Source organism: Pseudomonas sp. Marseille-Q5299, assembly GCF_943737035.1.
Classification (GTDB): Bacteria; Pseudomonadota; Gammaproteobacteria; order Pseudomonadales; family Pseudomonadaceae; genus Aquipseudomonas; species Aquipseudomonas putida_E.
This window is the reverse complement of the sequence record NZ_CALSFR010000002.1, coordinates 294,741-314,288: the sequence shown is the minus strand read 5'-3', so window position 1 is coordinate 314,288 and position 19,548 is coordinate 294,741. Positions and strand designations below refer to the sequence as shown.

Annotated in this window: 15 protein-coding genes and 6 pseudogenes; 13 read left to right on the top strand and 8 right to left on the bottom strand. The window is 63.8% G+C overall.

Annotated elements, in window-relative coordinates:
* Nucleotides 1-35 precede the first annotated feature (35 nt).
* Nucleotides 36-2,009: a bifunctional tRNA (5-methylaminomethyl-2-thiouridine)(34)-methyltransferase MnmC2/FAD-dependent 5-carboxymethylaminomethyl-2-thiouridine(34) oxidoreductase MnmC1 gene (mnmC, locus tag NGJ21_RS05885; RefSeq protein ID WP_251961942.1), complete on the bottom strand. Its 1,974-nt coding sequence runs from the start codon at nt 2,007-2,009 to the stop codon at nt 36-38.
* Between the two features lie 156 nt (nt 2,010-2,165).
* On the opposite strand from mnmC, the gene pap reads away from it, so the two are divergent.
* Nucleotides 2,166-3,659 carry a polyphosphate:AMP phosphotransferase gene (pap, locus tag NGJ21_RS05880; protein WP_046787392.1) on the top strand — a complete coding sequence of 498 codons (1,494 nt, stop codon included), beginning with the start codon at nt 2,166-2,168 and terminating at the stop codon, nt 3,657-3,659.
* 119 nt (nt 3,660-3,778) lie between these two features.
* Entirely contained in the window at nt 3,779-4,741 is a 963-nt protein-coding gene (locus NGJ21_RS05875) for a DMT family transporter (RefSeq protein ID WP_196997636.1), read from the top strand.
* Between the two features lie 97 nt (nt 4,742-4,838).
* Here NGJ21_RS05875 and NGJ21_RS05870 read toward each other — a convergent pair whose 3' ends face one another.
* Nucleotides 4,839-6,233 (bottom strand): class II fumarate hydratase, encoded by a 1,395-nt coding sequence (locus NGJ21_RS05870; protein ID WP_251961941.1) that lies wholly within the window; start codon nt 6,231-6,233, stop codon nt 4,839-4,841.
* 155 nt (nt 6,234-6,388) lie between these two features.
* On the opposite strand from NGJ21_RS05870, the gene NGJ21_RS05865 reads away from it, so the two are divergent.
* The 7 genes from NGJ21_RS05865 to NGJ21_RS05835 all read left to right on the top strand — a co-directional run bounded on the left by NGJ21_RS05865 (nt 6,389) and on the right by NGJ21_RS05835 (nt 14,219).
* Nucleotides 6,389-6,913, top strand: coding sequence for a DUF2059 domain-containing protein (locus NGJ21_RS05865; RefSeq protein ID WP_039602789.1), 525 nt, complete (start codon nt 6,389-6,391; stop codon nt 6,911-6,913).
* Between the two features lie 10 nt (nt 6,914-6,923).
* Nucleotides 6,924-7,223 carry a BolA family protein gene (locus NGJ21_RS05860; RefSeq protein ID WP_012313276.1) on the top strand — a complete coding sequence of 100 codons (300 nt, stop codon included), beginning with the start codon at nt 6,924-6,926 and terminating at the stop codon, nt 7,221-7,223.
* A 203-nt stretch (nt 7,224-7,426) separates the two neighbouring features.
* Nucleotides 7,427-8,359, top strand: coding sequence for an oxygen-dependent tRNA uridine(34) hydroxylase TrhO (trhO, locus tag NGJ21_RS05855; RefSeq protein ID WP_046787387.1), 933 nt, complete (start codon nt 7,427-7,429; stop codon nt 8,357-8,359).
* Nucleotides 8,360-8,363: 4 nt separating this feature from the next.
* Nucleotides 8,364-8,996 carry a DsbA family protein gene (locus tag NGJ21_RS05850; RefSeq protein ID WP_196914247.1) on the top strand — a complete coding sequence of 211 codons (633 nt, stop codon included), beginning with the start codon at nt 8,364-8,366 and terminating at the stop codon, nt 8,994-8,996.
* Nucleotides 8,989-10,821 (top strand): ABC transporter ATP-binding protein, encoded by a 1,833-nt coding sequence (locus NGJ21_RS05845; RefSeq protein ID WP_046787386.1) that lies wholly within the window; start codon nt 8,989-8,991, stop codon nt 10,819-10,821. The genes NGJ21_RS05850 and NGJ21_RS05845 overlap by 8 nt, the downstream gene beginning before the upstream one ends.
* Before the next feature lie 116 nt (nt 10,822-10,937).
* Nucleotides 10,938-13,394: an EAL domain-containing protein gene (locus NGJ21_RS05840; RefSeq protein ID WP_125924326.1), complete on the top strand. Its 2,457-nt coding sequence runs from the start codon at nt 10,938-10,940 to the stop codon at nt 13,392-13,394.
* A 39-nt stretch (nt 13,395-13,433) separates the two neighbouring features.
* Nucleotides 13,434-14,219: an iron-containing redox enzyme family protein gene (locus tag NGJ21_RS05835; RefSeq protein ID WP_161872978.1), complete on the top strand. Its 786-nt coding sequence runs from the start codon at nt 13,434-13,436 to the stop codon at nt 14,217-14,219.
* Nucleotides 14,220-14,354: 135 nt separating this feature from the next.
* On the opposite strand, the pseudogene NGJ21_RS05830 reads toward NGJ21_RS05835, so the two are convergent.
* Nucleotides 14,355-14,513, bottom strand: a pseudogene (locus tag NGJ21_RS05830) (YciK family oxidoreductase); the annotation flags it as partial.
* Between the two features lie 3 nt (nt 14,514-14,516).
* Between NGJ21_RS05830 and NGJ21_RS05825 the strand changes: the two are divergent.
* Nucleotides 14,517-14,780 (top strand): annotated as a pseudogene (locus tag NGJ21_RS05825) (TenA family transcriptional regulator); the annotation flags it as partial.
* A gap of 135 nt (nt 14,781-14,915) precedes the next feature.
* On the opposite strand, the pseudogene NGJ21_RS05820 reads toward NGJ21_RS05825, so the two are convergent.
* A pseudogene (locus tag NGJ21_RS05820) lies at nt 14,916-15,074 on the bottom strand (YciK family oxidoreductase); the annotation flags it as partial.
* Between the two features lie 3 nt (nt 15,075-15,077).
* Between NGJ21_RS05820 and NGJ21_RS05815 the strand changes: the two are divergent.
* Nucleotides 15,078-15,341: pseudogene (locus NGJ21_RS05815) on the top strand (TenA family transcriptional regulator); the annotation flags it as partial.
* A gap of 135 nt (nt 15,342-15,476) precedes the next feature.
* Here the strand turns inward: NGJ21_RS05815 and NGJ21_RS05810 are convergent.
* Nucleotides 15,477-15,635 (bottom strand): annotated as a pseudogene (locus NGJ21_RS05810) (YciK family oxidoreductase); the annotation flags it as partial.
* Between the two features lie 3 nt (nt 15,636-15,638).
* Between NGJ21_RS05810 and NGJ21_RS05805 the strand changes: the two are divergent.
* Nucleotides 15,639-15,902: pseudogene (locus NGJ21_RS05805) on the top strand (TenA family transcriptional regulator); the annotation flags it as partial.
* Between the two features lie 135 nt (nt 15,903-16,037).
* On the opposite strand, the gene NGJ21_RS05800 reads toward NGJ21_RS05805, so the two are convergent.
* The 3 genes from NGJ21_RS05800 to ubiG are packed head-to-tail and all read right to left on the bottom strand — an operon-like array spanning nt 16,038 to nt 18,194.
* Nucleotides 16,038-16,778: a YciK family oxidoreductase gene (locus NGJ21_RS05800; protein ID WP_251961940.1), complete on the bottom strand. Its 741-nt coding sequence runs from the start codon at nt 16,776-16,778 to the stop codon at nt 16,038-16,040.
* A gap of 43 nt (nt 16,779-16,821) precedes the next feature.
* On the bottom strand, nt 16,822-17,493 hold the full coding sequence (gene mupP, locus NGJ21_RS05795) for an N-acetylmuramic acid 6-phosphate phosphatase MupP (RefSeq protein ID WP_012313283.1): 672 nt from the start codon (nt 17,491-17,493) through the stop codon (nt 16,822-16,824).
* A gap of 2 nt (nt 17,494-17,495) precedes the next feature.
* Complete coding sequence (gene ubiG, locus NGJ21_RS05790; protein ID WP_046787382.1) at nt 17,496-18,194, bottom strand: bifunctional 2-polyprenyl-6-hydroxyphenol methylase/3-demethylubiquinol 3-O-methyltransferase UbiG; 699 nt, start codon at nt 18,192-18,194, stop codon at nt 17,496-17,498.
* 110 nt (nt 18,195-18,304) lie between these two features.
* On the opposite strand from ubiG, the gene mtnA reads away from it, so the two are divergent.
* Nucleotides 18,305-19,381 carry an S-methyl-5-thioribose-1-phosphate isomerase gene (mtnA, locus tag NGJ21_RS05785; RefSeq protein ID WP_039602966.1) on the top strand — a complete coding sequence of 359 codons (1,077 nt, stop codon included), beginning with the start codon at nt 18,305-18,307 and terminating at the stop codon, nt 19,379-19,381.
* Nucleotides 19,382-19,548: the final 167 nt, after the last annotated feature.

The window sequence follows — 19,548 nt, the reverse complement described above, 5'->3', positions numbered from 1 at the left end:
CGGCTTGCCGGCGATTGGGCTGCACAGCAGCCCCTTCATTTACCCCGAATCAACTTGCGCAAGCCAAACCGGTTCGGATGGCATGCCTCAGCCACCGACCGCGGCAGCGGCAATGGCTCGCCACTGACCCAGGCCGCAATCAGCTCGCCCGAAAGCGGCGCCGTGATCAGCCCCCGGGACCCATGCCCGCTGTTCACATACAGCCCTTCCAGCCAGGGGCAGGGCACCTCGGGCACCTGCCGCGCGTCCTTGGCCAGGACGGCATAGGCTTCGGCGAAGGCTGCAGGGTCGGCAACCGGCCCCACGATCGGCAAGTAATCCGGGCTGGTGCAGCGAAATGCCGCGCGCCCCTGCAACTGCTCAGGGGCAAGCGCTGCGACACCCAGGCGCCGGGCCAGGTCGCTGGAGATTTCATCCAGCATGGCCAGGTTGCCCTGGTGCTCGGCCACGGTCGGCGCCAGGTCATCGCTATGGAAGTCGAAGCTGGCCCCCAGCGTGTGCTCCTCACCCCTGGGCGGTGCCACATAGCCCTCGGCGCAAACCACGGTAGCCAGCGCCCGGCTGGCGTCGGTCACCGGCAGGCGGGTGATCTGCCCGCGGATGCGCTTGAGCGGCAACTGCGTACAGGGCCCGAAACGCTTCACGTCAGCCGCCCCGGCCAGCACTACCACTGGCGCGCTGGCCAGCAGCCGGTCGCCGGCCCAGGCTTGCCACAGGCCATCGGCCTTGCGCAGTGCGAGCACATCGTGATGGGCCAGCAGGCGAATGTTCCGGTGCTGCAGTTGAGCGTTGCACAGTGCCGGTGGGTGCACCCAGCCGCCTTCGGGGTAGAACAACCCGCCGGCAGGCAGCGCGACCCCGGCAATCGCTTCGGCTTCACTGCGCTGCACGGCACGCAGCAAGCTGCCCTCGAAGGCGTCGGCGAGCTTGCCCTGGCGTTCGGCTTCCTTGCTGTCGAAGGCCAGTTGCAAAACCCCGCACGCATCCCAGTCCTGGCCGCGCTGCAGTAGTTCAAGCTGGCGCCGTGTATAGCCGAAGCCGGCCAGGATCATCTGCGACAAAGCCGTGCCGTGCGCGGACAGCTTGAGGTACAGCACGCCCTGGGGGTTGCCTGAGGCTTCGCGGGCCGCTGCGTCGTGACGCTCCAGTACCGTTACCTGCCAGCCGCGTGCGGCCAGGCTGGCAGCGCTGGCGCTGCCAGCGAGCCCTGCGCCGATCACCAGGGCCTCGCGCGGGCCTTCTGGGGCAGTTGGCCGGGCGTACCAGGGCGCCGACATGGGCGCGTTGGGCGTGCCGGTGTACTCACCGCTCATCACCTCCCACTTCTTGCCGATGCCAGGCACCTTCTTCATGGTGAAGCCGGCCTCGATCAAGCTGCGGCGAACCCAGCCGGTGGTGGTGAAGGTGCCCAGTGCGGTGCCGGCATGGGACAACCTGGCCAGTTGCGTGAACAGCTCGGGTGTCCACATGTCGGGGTTCTTCGCCGGGGCAAAACCGTCGAGGAACCACACGTCGATGCGTGCGTCCAGCTGCGGCAGTTGCTCGAGCACATCGCCGATCAGCAGGGTGAGGGTGATTCGGCCCTGGTCGAAGGTGAACTGCTGGAAGCCTTGGTGCACCGCGACGTACTGGCGCAAAAAGGGTTCGGTGAACGCCGCCAGCTCCGGCCACAGGCGCATAGCCCGGGCCATGTCGGCATGGCCCAGGGGGTACTTCTCGACGCTGACGAAATGCAGGCGCGCGTCGGCGTGGGCTGTTTCGGCGAACAGCTGCCAGGCGCAGAAAAAATTCATGCCGGTGCCAAAGCCGGTTTCGCCGATCACCAGGCAGGCGTGGGGCGCCAGGTTGGCGAAGCGCTGGCGCAGGCGGGTTTGTTCGAGGAACACATGCTGGGTTTCGGCAATGCCCTCGTTGATGGCGAAGTACACATCGCCGTATTGCCGCGAATGGGGGCGGCCCTGGTCGTCCCAGTCGATCTGGGCATGCTGAAGGAGGGTGGATGCGGGCATGGCTGGTTTCGCTGGAGGTGGGGAGCTGCAAGCGGCAAGCTGCAAGCTGGAAGAAAAAGCAGATGGTGGCACGGCCTGCGTTTTCTTGCAGCTTGAAGCGTGCCGCTTGCCGCCAGGATTCCGCTAATCTTGCTTATCCATTGAAGGAGCCAGTGCATGTTCGAATCCGCCGAAATTGGCCACAGCATCGACGACGATACCTTTGAGGCAGAAGTGCCCGCGCTGCGCGAGGCTTTGCTCGAAGCCCAGTACGAACTCAAGCAGCAGGCGCGCTTCCCGGTGATCGTGCTGATCAATGGCATCGAAGGCGCCGGCAAGGGCGAGACGGTCAAGCTGCTCAACGAGTGGATGGACCCGCGCATGATCGACGTGCTCACCTTCGACCAGCAGACCGACGAGGAACTGGCCCGGCCCCCCGCCTGGCGCTACTGGCGGGCGCTGCCGCCAAAGGGGCGCATGGGCGTGTTTTTCGGCAACTGGTACAGCCAGATGCTGCAGGGCAGGGTGCATGGGCAGTTCAAGGATGCGGTGCTCGACCAGGCCATCACCGGCGCCGAGCGCCTGGAGCAGATGCTTTGCGACGAAGGTGCGCTGATCATCAAGTTCTGGTTCCACCTGTCCAAGAAACAGATGAAAGCGCGGCTCAAGTCGCTCAAGGACGACCCCTTGCACAGCTGGCGCATCAGCCCGCTGGACTGGCAGCAGTCGCAGACCTACGACCGTTTCGTGCGTTTTGGCGAGCGGGTGTTGCGCCGTACCAGCCGTGACTATGCACCGTGGCATGTAGTTGAAGGGGTCGACCCCAACTACCGCAGCCTGGCCGTTGGGCGCATCTTGCTGGAAAGCCTGCAGGCCGCACTGGCCGTCAACCCCAAAGGCAAGCACCAGGGCAACATTGCGCCGCTGGGGCGCAGCATCGATCAGCGCAGCCTGGTCGGCGCCCTGGACATGACCCTGCACCTGGACAAGCAGGACTACCAGGAGCAACTGGTGACCGAGCAGGCTCGCCTGGCTGGCCTGTTGCGCCACAAGCACATGCGCCGGCACTCGCTGGTGGCCGTGTTCGAGGGCAATGATGCTGCAGGCAAGGGCGGGGCGATTCGCCGTGTGGCGGCAGCGCTGGACCCGCGCCAGTACCGTATCGTGCCGATCGCCGCCCCTAGCGAAGATGAGCGTGCGCAGCCGTACCTGTGGCGGTTCTGGCGGCACATTCCGGCACGCGGCAAGTTCACCATCTTCGACCGCTCCTGGTACGGCCGGGTGCTGGTGGAACGCATCGAAGGCTTCTGCACCCCGGCCGACTGGATGCGTGCCTACGGCGAGATCAATGATTTCGAGGAACAGTTGGTGAACGCCGGCGCGGTAGTGGTCAAGTTCTGGCTGGCGATCGACCAGCAAACCCAGCTGGAGCGTTTTGAAGAGCGCGAGCAGATCCCGTTCAAGCGCTACAAGATCACCGAGGACGACTGGCGCAACCGCGACAAGTGGGACCTGTATGTGGATGCAGTGGGGGACATGGTCGACCGCACCAGCACCGAGATCGCGCCATGGACCTTGGTCGAGGCCAATGACAAGCGTTGGGCGCGGGTGAAGGTGTTGCGCACCATCAATGAAGCCCTGGAAGCGGCGTTTGCCAAACACAAGAAATAGTCAGCCGCCATGCCGCAGGGGAATGACCTGATGAATTCTTTTCCCGCCTTTTTTCCCCGTTGGCAGGTAGCAAGCCTTTAGAATCGAGGCACCCTACAACGGGCTCGACCGAGGACTTTATGCACATCACATCCGGACGCCGGAGCTATGGACTGGCCCTGGCGCTTCTGACCGCACTGCTGTGGGGCATCCTGCCAATCAAACTCAAGCAAGTGCTGCAGGTGGTCGACCCGGTGACCGTCACCTGGTTCCGCCTGCTGGTGGCCGGCGGCCTGCTGTTCGCCTGGCTGGCAGCCAAGCGCCGTTTGCCGTCGTTCGGCAAGCTCGGCACCAAAGGCAAAGGCCTGGTGGCTGTGGCCGTGTGCGGCCTGATGGGCAATTACGTGCTGTACCTGATCGGCCTGAACCTGCTGAGCCCCGGTACTGCGCAATTGGTGGTGCAGATCGGCCCGGTACTGCTGCTGGTGGCCAGCGTGTTCGTGTTCAAGGAGCGCTTCAGCCTGGGCCAAGGCCTGGGGTTGCTGGTGCTGCTTGCCGGCTTCGGCCTGTTCTTCAACCAGCGCCTTGAAGAGCTGCTGACCTCGCTGGGCACCTACACCACGGGCGTGCTGACCATCCTGCTGGCCACCAGCATCTGGGTGTTCTATGCCCTGAGCCAGAAGCAGCTGCTGACGGTGTGGCATTCGCAGCAGGTGATGATGGTGATCTACCTGAGCTGCGCCGCGCTGCTGACACCCTGGGTGCACCCGCTGGAGGCGTTGCAGTTGACGCCCCTGCAAGGCTGGCTGCTGCTGGCCTGCTGCCTGAACACGCTGGTGGCCTATGGTGCTTTTGCCGAGGCACTGGCGCACTGGGAGGCATCACGGGTGAGCGCCACGCTGGCGCTGACACCTCTGGTGACCTTTGTGGCGGTGGCAGTGGCGGCCTGGATGTGGCCGGCGTATGTGCAGGCTGAAGACATCAATGCCCTGGGCTATGTAGGCGCGGTGACCGTGGTGCTGGGGTCGACCCTGGTGGCCTTGGGGCCATCGCTGGTGGCCGGGTGGCGGGCGAGGAGGGCGCGCCTGGCTCAGGTTGGTTGAGAGCCTGTTCCGGCCCTATCGCCGGCAAGCCGGCTCCCACAAAACCCTTGTAGGAGCCGGCTTGCCGGCGATAGGGCCATAAGTACCAGCCAATCAATCAGCCCTTGCCACCTGGTGCCAGCATGTTCTCCGGCCGCACCCACTCATCGAACTGCTCATTGGTCAGGTACTTCAATTCCAGCGCCGCCTCGCGCAGGGTCTTGCCCTCGCTGTAGGCCTTCTTGGCAATCTCCGCCGCTTTGTCATAGCCGATATGCGGGTTGAGCGCGGTCACCAGCATCAGCCCGCGCTCCAGGTGCGCCGCCATCTGGTCGGTATCCGGCTCTATCCCGGCCACGCAGTGCTGCTGGAAGTTGCGGCAGCCATCAGCCAGCAGCGTGATCGACTGCAGCAGGTTATGAATGATCACCGGCTTGAACACGTTCAACTGCAGGTGCCCCTGGCTGGCGGCAAAACCGATGGCCGCGTCATTGCCCAATACCTGGCAGGCCAGCATCGACAGCGCTTCGCACTGGGTCGGGTTGACCTTGCCTGGCATGATCGAGCTGCCCGGCTCGTTTGCCGGCAGGCGCACCTCGGCCAACCCGGCGCGGGGCCCGGAGCCGAGCAGGCGCAAGTCATTGGCGATTTTCATCAAGGCCACCGCCAAGGTCTTCAGCGCCCCCGCCAGGCTGGTCAGCGGCTCGTGGCCGGCCAGGGCGGCAAACTTGTTCGGCGCGGTGACGAACGGCAGGCCGGAGAGGGCGGCCAGTTCCGCAGCAATGGCTTCGGCGAAACCCTGCGGGGCATTGAGCCCGGTGCCCACGGCAGTGCCGCCCTGGGCCAGTTCGCACACCGCCGGCAAGGTGGCGCGGATGGCGCGCTGGGCGTAGTCGAGCTGGGCCACGAAGGCCGACACCTCCTGGCCGAAGGTGATGGGCGTGGCGTCCATCATGTGCGTGCGGCCAGTCTTGACCAGTTTATGGTGGCGCGCCGACAGCTCGGCCAGCCCCGAAGACAGTTCGGCGATCGCCGGTAGCAGTTGCTCGTGCACGGCCTGTGCTGCCGCAATGTGCATGGCGGTGGGGAAGCAGTCGTTGGAGCTTTGCGAGCGGTTGACATGGTCGTTGGGGTGCACCGGCGCCTTGCCGCCGCGGCCTTTGCCGGCCAGCTCGTTGGCCCGCCCGGCAATCACCTCGTTGACGTTCATGTTGCTCTGCGTGCCGCTGCCGGTCTGCCACACCACCAGCGGGAATTGGTCGTCGTGCTCGCCGTGGAGCACTTCGTCGGCAGCCTGCTCGATCAAGCGGGCGATGTCGGCTGGCAGGTCGCCATTGCGGTCGTTGACCCGTGCTGCGGCTTTTTTGATCAGCGCCAGGGCGTGCAGCACCGGGAGCGGCATGCGTTCCTTGCCAATGGCAAAGTTGATGAGCGAGCGTTGGGTCTGCGCGCCCCAGTAGGCGTGCTCCGGAACTTCGACCGGGCCCAGGCTGTCTGTTTCGATACGGCTCATGCTGCGTTCACTCCCTTGTCAGTCAGAATCAGCAGTTTAGGCCCCCATGCGATCGAGCGGTTCAATCGCTCGTCGTGCCACTTGAGCGCTGCACCCTGGCGGGAGCAGAATGCTCATCTCTGAGGTACCGCCTCCCCCTCCTTGAAGGATATGCAATGACCCGTCTCCGTGCCCTCTGTGCTGCCGTCGCCCTGGCCTGTGCCAGCGGCCAGGTACTCGCTGCCACCGCCAGCCACAACGCTGCCGCCGAGAAGTTCCTGACCCTGGCCAACGCTGACAAGCTGGGCACCCCGGTGTACATGCAGGTCCAGCAGATGTTCGCCCAGCGCTTCGCCCAGACCAAGGCCCCGGCCACCAAGCAGTCGGTGCTGGAAAGCTACCAGGCCAAGGCCAACGCCGCGCTGGACAGCGCCATCGGCTGGAACAAGCTCAAGCCGAAGATGGTTGACCTGTACACCCAGACCTTCACCGAGCAGGAGCTCAAGGACCTGGTGAAGTTCTACCAGTCGCCGCTGGGCAAGAAAGTCCTCAGCCAGATGCCCAAGGTCACCCAGCAGTCGGCCCAGCTGACCCAGCAAAGCCTGGAGCCGGCAGTGCCGGTGGTCAACAAGCTGCTCGAAGACATGACCAAAGAGCTTGACCCCAATGCCGGCAAGGCCGCCGCCCCTGCCAAGAAGTGAGTAACACCCGATGACCATGCAGCAACGCATCGAGCAGCAGCTGGCCGCCCTGGCGCCGCAGCACCTTGAAGTGCTCAACGAAAGCCACATGCACAGCCGTGGCCAGGAAACCCACTACAAGGCGGTGATCGTCAGCGAGCAGTTTGCCGGGCTCAACAGCGTCAAGCGCCACCAGAAGGTGTACGCCACCATGGGTGAACTGATGGGCCAGATCCATGCGCTGGCCATCCACACCTATACCAACGAGGAGTGGGCGAAGGTGGGTGTTGCACCCGCGTCGCCGGTGTGTGCAGGTGGCGGCAAGCACTGAATCCTTTTTGGCGTTCTGGTACAATTTGCGACATCCGGGGGGCCGCTTTGCGGCCCTTTCGCGACACAAGGCCGCTCCTACAGGGGTTATGTATTCACCTGTAGGAGCGGCCTTGTGTCGCGAAAGGGGCGCAGAGCGGCCCCCAGCTTTTTGTCAAACCCGGTCCGCCCCTTACGAGGGCAACCACCTGGAGATTCAACGCAATGACCCAACCGATCGTCGTGGCGGCGCTGTACAAGTTCGTCACCCTTGAAGACTACGTAGAGCTGCGCGAGCCCCTGCTCAAGGCCATGCTCGACAATGGCGTCAAAGGCACCCTGCTGCTGGCCAACGAGGGCATCAACGGCACCGTTTCGGCCACCCGCGAAGGCATCGATGGCCTGCTCGCCTGGCTGCGCAGCGACCCGCGCCTGGTCGATGTCGACCACAAGGAATCCTACTGCGACGAGCAGCCGTTCTACCGCACCAAGGTCAAGCTCAAGAAAGAGATCGTCACCCTCGGCGTGCCGGGCGTGGACCCGAACAATGCCGTTGGTACCTACGTCGATCCCAAAGACTGGAATGCCCTGATCAGCGACCCGGAAGTACTGCTGATCGACACCCGCAACGACTACGAAGTGGCCATCGGCACCTTCAAGGGCGCAATCGACCCCAAGACCGAGACCTTCCGCGAGTTCCCCGAGTACATCAAGGCCAACTTCGACCCCAGCAAGCACAAGAAGGTCGCCATGTTCTGCACCGGCGGCATCCGCTGTGAAAAAGCCTCCAGCTACATGCTCGGTGAAGGCTTCGAGGCGGTCTATCATCTTAAGGGCGGCATCCTGAAATACTTCGAGGAAGTACCCCAGGAAGAAAGCCTGTGGGACGGCGACTGCTTTGTCTTCGACAACCGCGTCACGGTGCGCCATGACCTGACCGAAGGCGAGTATGACCAGTGCCATGCCTGCCGCCACCCGGTCAACGCCCAGGACCGCGCGTCCGAGCACTATTCGCCAGGCGTGAGCTGCCCGCACTGCTGGGACAGCCTGAGCGAAAAGACCCGGCGCAGCGCCATCGACCGGCAGAAGCAGATCGAGCTGGCCAAGGCCCGCAACCTGCCGCACCCGATCGGTTACAACTACAAAGCCGAGGCCTGATTGCATGACTGCCCGCCTGCTCTATGTGATGGACCCGATGTGCTCCTGGTGCTGGGGTTTTGCACCGGTGGCCCAGGCCCTTATCGCCCAGGCGCGTGAAGCGGGCGTGGCCACCCGGGTGGTGCCGGGTGGGTTGCGCCGCGGTGCCAGCCCGCTGGACGCCTCGACCCGCAAGTACATCCTCGAGCATTGGCAGGCGGTGGCCGAGGCCACCGGGCAGCCGTTCGCGTTCGAAGGTGCCATGCCCGATGGCTTCGTCTACGACACCGAGCCTGCCTGCCGCGCCCTGGTGGCCGCCCGCGAACTGGACGCCGAGCGCGTCTGGCCGCTGCTGGCACTGATCCAGCGTGGGTTCTACCAGCAGGGCCTGGACGTCACCACCGCGCCGCAGCTGGTCGAGCTGGCCGAGCAGGCCGGGTTCGATCGGGCAACCTTCGCCGATGCCCTGCTGCGTGCCGACGTGCGCGCTGCCACTGCAGCCGATTTCAGCTGGGTACAGGACCTGGGGATTGCCGGTTTTCCAACGCTGCTGGCGGAGCGCAACGGCCAGCTCGCCCTGTTGACCAACGGCTACCAGCCGCTGCAAAGCCTGCAGCCCTTGCTTGGCCGCTGGCTACAGCAGGCCGCCTGTGCTTGACCTGCCAGGGTCGCCCGACCCGGTGCCAGGGAAGCCCGCTGCTGTGCCTGACCGGCTGAGCTGGGCGCAAATCCGCCGCTTGGCACTGCACCACAAGAAACACCTCTGGGCCGCCAACCTGGTGGCCGTGCTGGCGGCCTGCTGCAGCGTGCCGATACCATTGCTGCTGCCCCTGCTGGTCGACGAAGTACTGCTGGGCCACGGCGATGGCGCGCTGAAGTTCATGAACCACCTGCTGCCCAGCGGTTGGCAGGTGGCGGCCGGTTATATCGGCCTGATGCTGGTCGTTACCCTGTGCCTGCGCGTGGCCGCGCTGGGCTTCAACGTGGTGCAGGCCAAGCTGTTCGCCGGCCTTGCCAAAGACATCGTCTATCGTCTGCGCATCCGCCTGATCGAGCGGCTCAAGCGTATTTCGCTCAAAGAGTACGAAAGCCTGGGCAGCGGCACCGTGACCACGCACCTGGTCACCGACCTGGAGACCCTCGACAAGTTCGTCGGCGAAACCCTGAGCCGCTTCCTGGTGGCCATGCTGACCCTGACCGGCACGGCGGCGATCCTGATCTGGATGCACTGGCAGCTGGCCTTGCTGATCCTGTTGTTCAACCCGCTGGTGATCTACTTCACCGTGCAGTTGGGCAAGCGCGTCAAACACCTTAAAAAGCTCGAAAACGACAGCACCTCGCGGTTCACCCAGGCGCTGGCCGAAACCCTGGACGCCATCCAGGAAATCCGCGCCAGCAATCGCCAGGGCTACTTCCTCGGCCGCCTGGGCCTGCGTGCCCGCGAAGTGCGCGATTACGCCGTGGATTCGCAATGGAAAAGCGATGCCAGTGGCCGTGCCAGTGGCCTGCTGTTCCAGTTCGGTATCGATATTTTCCGTGCTGCGGCCATGCTCACGGTGCTGTTCTCCGACCTGTCGATCGGGCAGATGCTGGCCGTGTTCAGCTACCTGTGGTTCATGATCGGCCCGGTCGAGCAGTTGCTCAACCTGCAATATGCCTACTATGCCGCAGGCGGCGCGCTGAGCCGGCTCAACGAGTTGCTGGCGCGTGATGACGAGCCGCAATACCCGGCTGCCCGCGACCCGTTCGCCGGCCGTGAAACGGTTGGCATCGAAGTGCGCGACCTGCGCTTCGCCTATGCCGACGAGCCGGTGCTCGAGCACCTGGACCTGTCCATCGCCCCGGGCGAAAAGGTCGCCATCGTCGGCGCCAGTGGCGGCGGCAAAAGTACCCTGGTGCAATTGCTGCTGGGCCTGTACAGCGCCCAGGCCGGGACCATCCGTTTTGGCGGTGCCAGCCTGCAGGAAATCGGCCTGGAGACCTTGCGTGAAAATGTGGCAGTGGTGCTGCAGCACCCGTCACTGTTCAACGACACGGTACGCGCCAACCTGACCATGGGCCGCGACTGCACGGACGAGGCCTGCTGGCAGGCGCTGCGCATCGCCCAGCTGGACGCCACCATTGGCGCCTTGCCGCAAGGGCTGGACAGCGTGGTCGGCCGCTCTGGTGTGCGCCTGTCCGGCGGCCAGCGCCAGCGCCTGGCGATTGCCCGCATGGTCCTGGCCGAGCCGAAGGTGGTAATCCTCGACGAGGCCACCTCGGCGCTGGATGCCGCCACCGAGTACAACCTGCACCAGGCCCTGGCGCGCTTTCTCAGTGGCCGTACCACATTGATCATCGCCCACCGCCTTTCGGCGGTGAAGCAGGCCGACCGTGTGCTGGTGTTCGACGGCGGGCACGTGGCCGAGGATGGCGGCCACCAGCAGTTGATCGCCGAGGGCGGCTTGTATGCCAAGCTGTACGGGCATCTGCAGCAGACCTGACCCAAGCGGCAAGCTTGAAGCTTGCCACTCAAAATTCCCTCCACACAGATGGCAAATGGCCTACGCTGAGCTTGTCTGGTTGGTTCGAGCCTTATCTGCTCTGTGACAGGGACTTCATGAAGGGACATCGCACACTAGAGGCGCCAAGGCTGCTGGGTATCATCTGGCCCTTCATCGCCGTTGTAGTCTTCCAGGTCCTGTTGGGCAGCTTCAGCCTGTACGCGCTGTCGGCTGTGCGTGCCTATGTCGCTGGCGAAAGCCTGTGGTCCAAGGCACAGAAAGACGCCATCTATTACCTGAACCTGTATGCCGATACTGGCGATGAACGCACCTACCAGCGCTATCGTCAGGTCATCACTGTGCCCCACGGTGATCGGCAGATGCGTGAGGTGCTCGACCTGCCTGATCCAGACCTTGATGTCGCGCGCCAGGCCGTTTTGCAAGGCGGCAATCACCCCGACGACGTCGACCGTATCATCTGGTTCTACCGCAATTTCAGCCAGATCAGCTATGTGCAGGCGGCGATCGCCTACTGGAATGTCGGTGACGATTACCTCAAGCAACTGGATGTGCTGGCCAACGAGATGCGCGAGGGTTTTGCCAGCGGCCATGCCGGCCCGCGCCAGGTCAGCCAATGGCGCGCCCGCATCGTCGCCATCAACGAAGGCGTGACCCCGGCAGCCAAAGCCTTCAGCGATGCCCTGGGCGAGGGCTCGCGCATGCTGTTGCGGGTGCTGTTGGTCACCAACCTGCTCACCGCGCTGTTCCTCATCACCTTTGCCTGGCGCCGTTCGAGCAAGCTGCTGGCCCAGCGCCAGGCCTTCGCCAGCGCCCTGCAGGAAGAAAAGGAACGCGCGCAGATTACCCTGCAGGCGATCGGCGATGCTGTGATCACCACCGATGTCGATGGCAGCATCGGCTACATGAACCCGGCGGCCGAGCAACTCACCCATTGGCAGGCAGGCCAGGCCGTGGGCCTGCCGTTGACAGCACTGTTCAGCCTGGTGGACGAGCAGGCCCAGAACGACAGCAGCACCTTGCTCGAACAGGTGCTCAGCGGCAGCCTCAAAGGGGGTGCCGAACATGCACGGTTGATCCAGCGCCTGGATGGCAGCACGGTTTCGATCAACCTGGTGGGTTCGCCCATCATCAACAACGGGCAGGTGGCGGGCATCGTCCTGGTGCTGCATGACATGACCCAGGAGCGCCAATACATCGCCAACCTGTCCTGGCAGGCTACCCATGACGCCCTGACCGGCCTGGCCAACCGCCGTGAATTCGAGTACCGCCTGGAGCAAGCACTGAACGACCTGGTGCGCCAGGGTGGGCGGCATTCGCTGATGTTCCTTGACCTCGACCAGTTCAAGCTGGTCAACGATACCTGTGGGCATGCCGCCGGTGATGAATTGCTGCGGCACATCTGCGCCGTGCTGCAATCGGTGCTGCGCGAAGGCGACACCCTGGCCCGGCTGGGGGGGGATGAGTTTGGCGTGCTGCTGGAAAACTGCCCGGGCGAACAGGCCGAGCGCATTGCCGAAAGCCTGCGCCAGGCGGTGCAAAGCCTGCACTTCGTATGGAAAGGCAGGCCGTTCGTCACCACCGTGAGTATCGGCCTGGTGCACATGGCGCAAGCCCCGGCCACGCTGGAAGCCTCCCTGCGGGCAGCCGACATGGCGTGCTACATGGCCAAGGAGAAGGGCCGCAACCGTATCCAGGTCTACCATGCCGATGACAGTGAACTGTCGATGCGGTTTGGTGAAATGGCCTGGATACAGCGCCTGCACGTCGCTCTGGAGGAGAACCGCTTCTGCCTGTATGCCCAGGAAATCGCCGCGCTCACCGCGCTTGAAGGGCCAGGCCATGTCGAGATTCTGTTGCGCCTGCAAGACGAAAGCGGCCGCACCATCCTGCCTGACAGCTTCATCCCGGCGGCCGAGCGCTATGGCCTGATGACCGCTATCGACCGCTGGGTGGTGCGCAATGTGTTCCAGGTCATTCGCCAGTGCCTGGATGAGGGGCGCGAGGGCCCGCTGTCGATGTGTGCCATCAACCTCTCGGGGTCGAGTATCGGTGACGACAAGTTCCTGGAGTACCTGCGGCGCCTGTTCGTCGAATATTCGATTCCGCCACGGCTGATCTGCTTCGAGATCACCGAGACCAGTGCCATTGCCAACCTCGGCAGTGCCATCCGGTTCATCAATGAATTGAAAGGGCTGGGTTGCAAGTTCTCGCTGGATGACTTTTGTGCCGGAATGTCGTCATTCGCTTATTTGAAACATTTACCTGTCGACTTCTTGAAGATCGACGGAAGTTTTGTCAAAGATATGCTGGATGATCCGGTCAACCGGGCCATGGTCGAAGTCATCAATCACATCGGCCACGTCATGGGTAAACGGACCATTGCCGAGTTCGTTGAAACTCCGTTGATCGAGCAGGCCTTGCAAGAGATCGGCGTGGACTACGCCCAGGGCTATCTGATCGAACGACCGCAGGTGTTCACTTGCGACAGTCTGCAGCGCCAACGGATTGCTGCACGGCCCCTGCTGCATCGGGCGCCTGGAACCTTTCGCTGAAGTAGCGTTGGTAAATCACAGGGATCAAGGAGCTGAAAAGTGATTGATGCATTCGTCCGTATCGGGCCTTTGATGGACCCGGCCAGTTACCCCCAATGGGCCCAGCAACTGATCGAAGATTGCCGCCCGGGCAAGCGTCGGGTGGTGGAGCATGAGTTCTACCAGCGCCTGCGCGATGGCCAGTTGCGCCAAGCCACCATACGCCAGTACCTGATCGGTGGCTGGCCGGTGGTCGAGCAGTTTTCGTTGTACATGGCCCACAACCTGACCAAGACCCGCTATGCCCGCCACCCGGGCGAAGACATGGCGCGGCGCTGGCTGATGCGCAATATCCGCGTGGAGCTCCACCATGCCGATTACTGGGTGCACTGGTGCCATGCCCATGGCATTCACCTGCACGAGCTGCAGTCCCAGGAAGTGCCCGCCGAGCTCAATGGGCTAAACGACTGGTGCTGGCGAGTGTGTACCACCGAGTCGCTGGCCATTGCCATGGCGGCTACCAACTATGCCATTGAAGGGGCGACGGGTGAGTGGTCGGCGGTGGTCTGTGCTGAAGACACCTACGCCATGGGCTTCCCGGAGGACCAGCGCAAGCGCGCCATGAAGTGGTTGAAGATGCATGCGCAGTATGACGACGCCCACCCGTGGGAGGCGCTGGAGATCATCTGTACCCTGGCTGGCGAAAACCCGACCTTGGGGTTGCGCAACGAACTGCGCAAGGCGATCTGCAAAAGTTATGACTGCATGTACCTGTTCCTGGAGCGGTGCATGCAGCTGGAAGGCCGCCAGCAAGGGCGCCTGCGCCCGACCTTGGCTGCGGGCTGAATGCCTGGGGCTGCTTTGCAGCCCTTTCGCGACACAAGGCCGCTCCTACAGATTTGATGCCGGATTCAACGGCACCGCTGTAGGAGCGGCCTTGTGTCGCGAAGGGCCGCAAAGCGGCCCCATCGGTTTCAAGCCCTACTGAGCGTTAAAGGCCTGCCCGTTCACCCCGGTACTGTCCGGCCCCATCAGGTACAGGTACACCGGCATGATCTCTTCAGGCAGTGGATTGTTCTGCGGGTTCTCGCTCGGGTAGGCCTGGGCCCGCATCGCCGTACGGGTAGCCCCCGGGTTGATACCTACGCCATGGGCTTCCCGGAGGACCAGCGCAAGCGCGCCATGAAGTGGTTGAAGATGCATGCGCAGTATGACGATGCGCACCCGTGGGAGGCGCTGGAGATCATCTGTACCCTGGCTGGCGAAAACCCGACCTTGGGGTTGCGCAACGAACTGCGCAAGGCGATCTGCAAAAGTTATGACTGCATGTACCTGTTCCTGGAACGGTGCATGCAGCTGGAAGGCCGCCAGCAAGGGCGCCTGCGCCCGACCTTGGCTGCGGGCTGAATGCCTGGGGCTGCTTTGCAGCCCTTTCGCGACACAAGGCCGCTCCTACAGATTTGATGCCGGATTCAACGGCACCGCTGTAGGAGCGGCCTTGTGTCGCGAAGGGCCGCAAAGCGGCCCCATCGGTTTCAAGCCCTACTGAGCGTTAAAGGCCTGCCCATTCACGCCGGTACTGTCCGGCCCCATCAGGTACAGGTACACCGGCATGATCTCTTCAGGCAGTGGATTGTTCTGCGGGTTCTCGCTCGGGTAGGCCTGGGCCCGCATCGCCGTACGGGTAGCCCCCGGGTTGATACCTACGCCATGGGCTTCCCGGAGGACCAGCGCAAGCGCGCCATGAAGTGGTTGAAGATGCATGCGCAGTATGACGATGCGCACCCGTGGGAGGCGCTGGAGATCATCTGTACCCTGGCTGGCGAAAACCCGACCTTGGGGTTGCGCAACGAACTGCGCAAGGCGATCTGCAAAAGTTATGACTGCATGTACCTGTTCCTGGAACGGTGCATGCAGCTGGAAGGCCGCCAGCAAGGGCGCCTGCGCCCGACCTTGGCTGCGGGCTGAATGCCTGGGGCTGCTTTGCAGCCCTTTCGCGACACAAGGCCGCTCCTACAGATTTGATGCCGGATTCAACGGCACCGCTGTAGGAGCGGCCTTGTGTCGCGAAGGGCCGCAAAGCGGCCCCATCGGTTTCAAGCCCTACTGAGCGTTAAAGGCCTGCCCATTCACGCCGGTACTGTCCGGCCCCATCAGGTACAGGTACACCGGCATGATCTCTTCAGGCAGTGGATTGTTCTGCGGGTTCTCGCTCGGGTAGGCCTGGGCCCGCATCGCCGTACGGGTAGCCCCCGGGTTGATACCTACGCCATGGGCTTCCCGGAGGACCAGCGCAAGCGCGCCATGAAGTGGTTGAAGATGCATGCGCAGTATGACGATGCGCACCCGTGGGAGGCGCTGGAGATCATCTGTACCCTGGCTGGCGAAAACCCGACCTTGGGGTTGCGCAACGAACTGCGCAAGGCGATCTGCAAAAGTTATGACTGCATGTACCTGTTCCTGGAACGGTGCATGCAGCTGGAAGGCCGCCAGCAAGGGCGCCTGCGCCCGACCTTGGCTGCGGGCTGAATGCCTGGGGCTGCTTTGCAGCCCTTTCGCGACACAAGGCCGCTCCTACAGATTTGATGCCGGATTCAACGGCACCGCTGTAGGAGCGGCCTTGTGTCGCGAAGGGCCGCAAAGCGGCCCCATCGGTTTCAAGCCCTACTGAGCGTTAAAGGCCTGCCCGTTCACCCCGGTACTGTCCGGCCCCATCAGGTACAGATACACCGGCATGATCTCTTCAGGCAGCGGGTTGTTCTGCGGGTTCTCGCTCGGGTAGGCCTGGGCCCGCATCGCCGTGCGGGTAGCCCCCGGGTTGATGCTGTTGGAACGCACCGGTGCCACGCCTTCCAGTTCGTCTGCCAAGGTCTGCATCAGGCCTTCGGTAGCGAATTTGGACACGCCATAAGCGCCCCAGTAAGCCCGGCCCTTGCGCCCGACACTGCTGGAGGTGAACACCACCGAGGCGTCCTCCGACAGCTTGAGCAGCGGCAGCAGGGTGCTGGTGAGCATGAACGTGGCATCGACGTTGATGTGCATCACCCGCATGAAGTTGTCGCCCGAGAGCTGCTCCAGCGGCGTGCGCGGGCCGATGATCGAGGCATTGTTGAGCAGCCCGTCCAGGCGGCCGAACTGTTCCTCGACCATCACCGCCAGTTCGTCGTACTGGTGGGGCAGGGCGGTTTCCAGGTTGAACGGGATCACCACCGGCTGCGGGTGGCCGGCGGCCTCGATTTCATCGTAGACCTCGTTCAGGTTGGCTTCGGTCTTGCCCAGCAGCAGCACAGTGGCGTCCAAGGCGGCATAAGCCTTGGCGGCCGCTGCACCGATGCCACGGCCAGCGCCGGTGACCATGATGACGCGGCCCTTGAGCAGGTCGGGGCGGGCGGTATAGTCGAACATGCGTTTGTCCTTGAGTTGAAGCTTGCAGCTTGCCGCTAAAAGATCAGCACCCGCACAGGGCGCTGTCGAGCACCTTGCGCAGCTCCAGCGGGTGGTCCACCACCACGTCGGCGCCCCAGTTGTTCGGGTTGTCTTCTGGGTGAATATAGCCGTAGCGAACGGCCGCCGTGCGGGTGCCGGCATCGCGGCCAGACTCGATGTCGCGCAGGTCGTCGCCGACGAACAGCACGCTGGCCGGGTCCAGGTTCAAGGTCTTGCAGGCCAGGATCAACGGCTCCGGGTCGGGCTTGCTGTTTTTCACGTGATCCGGGCAGATCAGCAGTGCAGAGCGCTCGGCCAGGCCCAGGCGCTGCATGATCGGCTCGGCGAAGCGGACCGGCTTGTTGGTCACCACGCCCCACAGCAGGTTGCCCCGCTCGATATCGGCCAGCAGTTCGCCCATGCCGTCGAACAGCTTGCTGTGCACCGCGCAGTCACGCTGGTAGCGCTCGAGGAACTCCAGGCGCAGGGCCTCGAAACCTTCATCCTGCGGGCTCATGGCGAAGGTCGCGGCGACCATCGCCCGCGCGCCGCCGGAAATCACATCGCGGATCAGCTTGTCGTCGATGGCCGGCAGGCCGCGCTCGGCGAGCATGGCCTGGCAAATGGCGATGAAGTCCGGCGCCGTGTCGAGCAGGGTGCCGTCCATGTCAAAAAGTACCGCTCGCAAACGCATGCTCATTCCTCGCGCAGGGTCTGGATCATGTAGTTGACGTCCACATCGCTGCTGAGCTTGTAGTGCTTGGTCAACGGGTTGTAGGTCAGGCCGATGATGTCCTTGACCTCAAGGCCGGCCACGCGGCTCCAGGCACCCAGCTCGGAAGGGCGGATGAACTTCTTGAAGTCGTGGGTACCGCGCGGCAGCATCTTGAGGATGTATTCGGCGCCGATGATGGCCAGCAGGTAGGCCTTGGGGTTGCGGTTGATGGTCGAGAAGAACACCTGGCCACCCGGCTTGACCATGCGGTAGCAGGCGCGGATGACCGAGGACGGGTCGGGCACGTGCTCGAGCATTTCAAGGCAGGTGACCACATCGAACTGCTCGGGCATCTCTTCAGCCAGGGCCTCGGCGGTGATCTGCCGGTACTCCACCTCCACGCCCGACTCCAGCTGGTGCAGCTGGGCCACGGCCAGGGGCGCTTCGCCCATGTCGATGCCGGTGACGGTGGCGCCGCGCAGGGCCATGGCTTCGCTGAGGATGCCGCCGCCGCAGCCGACGTCCAGCACCTTCTTGCCAGCCAGGCTGACGCGCTCGTCGATCCAGTTGACGCGCAGCGGATTGATGTCGTGCAGCGGCTTGAACTCGCTCTCGCGGTCCCACCAGCGGTGCGCCAAGGCTTCAAACTTGGCGATTTCGGCGTGGTCGACGTTGCTCATTGAACAGTCCTCTGAAACTTCTACGAATTGCGCCGGAGTATACCCGAGCGCCCAAGGCTGTTGGTCGCTATAATCGTCCGCTTTTGATATGCGAAAGTCAGGGAGAGGTGATGCGCGAGCGACTTATGGCGGCGGAGAAGGTGACCGGTATCCGGTGGCACCACGGCGCCTTGCACCTGCTCGACCAGCGCCTGCTGCCTTCGCAAGAACGCTGGCTGGCCTGCGACAATGTCGCGCAGGTGGCGGCGGCGATCCGCGACATGGCTGTGCGGGGTGCGGCGGCCATCGGCATCGCTGCCGCCTATGGCCTGGTGCTGGCCCTGGAAGAGCGCCTGGCCGAGGGCGGCGACTGGGAAATGGACCTGGAAGAGGATTTTCTCAGCCTGGCCGAGGCGCGGCCTACCGCCGCCAACCTGTTCTGGGCGCTCAACCGCATGCGTGAGCGCCTGCAGCGCCTGCGCCCAGGCGAGGATGTGCTGGCCGCGCTGGAGGCCGAGGCCGTGGCCATTCACGAAAGCGACCGTGAGGCCAACCTGACCATGGCCCAGCAGGGCATCGAGCTGATCCGCCGCCACCAGGGCAGCGAGCAGGCCCTGCTGACCTACGGCAACGCCGGTGCCCTGGCCAGTGGCGGTTTCGGTACGGCGTTGGGGGTGATCCGCGCAGGCTTTCTCGAAGGCATGGTCGAGCGCGTCTATGCCGGCGAAACCCGGCCCTGGCTGCAGGGTTCGCGCCTGACCGCCTGGGAGCTGGCCAATGAAGGCATTCCGGTGACCCTTTGCGCCGATTCGGCGCTGGCCCACCTGATGAAAAGCAAGGGCATCACCTGGGTGGTGGTCGGCGCTGATTGCATTGCCGCCAACGGCGACGTGGCGAGCAAGATCGGCACCTACCAGCTGGCGGTGAGCGCCATGCACCATGGTGTGCGGTTCATGGTGGTGGCGCCCAGCACCAGCATCGACCTCAACCTGGCCACAGGTGAAGACATCCCGCTGGAAGAGCGTGATGCCGACGAATTGCTGGATTACGCCGGCACCCGCGTGGCACCGCAGGTGGAGGTGTTCAATCCGGTGTTCGACGTGACCCCGGCTGACCTGATCGATGTGATCGTGACTGAGAAGGGCGTCGTTGAACGGCCGGATACCGCCAAATTGGCACAATTGATGTGCCGCAAACGCCTGCATTGACCGTTTGGGGTGGGGTGGGAGAGGGAGTGTGGGAGGCCGAGCGCCGGCAATCGGGCATCAGCGCCAATCACGTCAACAATTCCCACAAAACCCCCTTCCACCCCCTGCGCCATATCTCCCCACCGCTACTGCCTTTGTGATAACATCCGGCAGTTTCCAAGACCGCC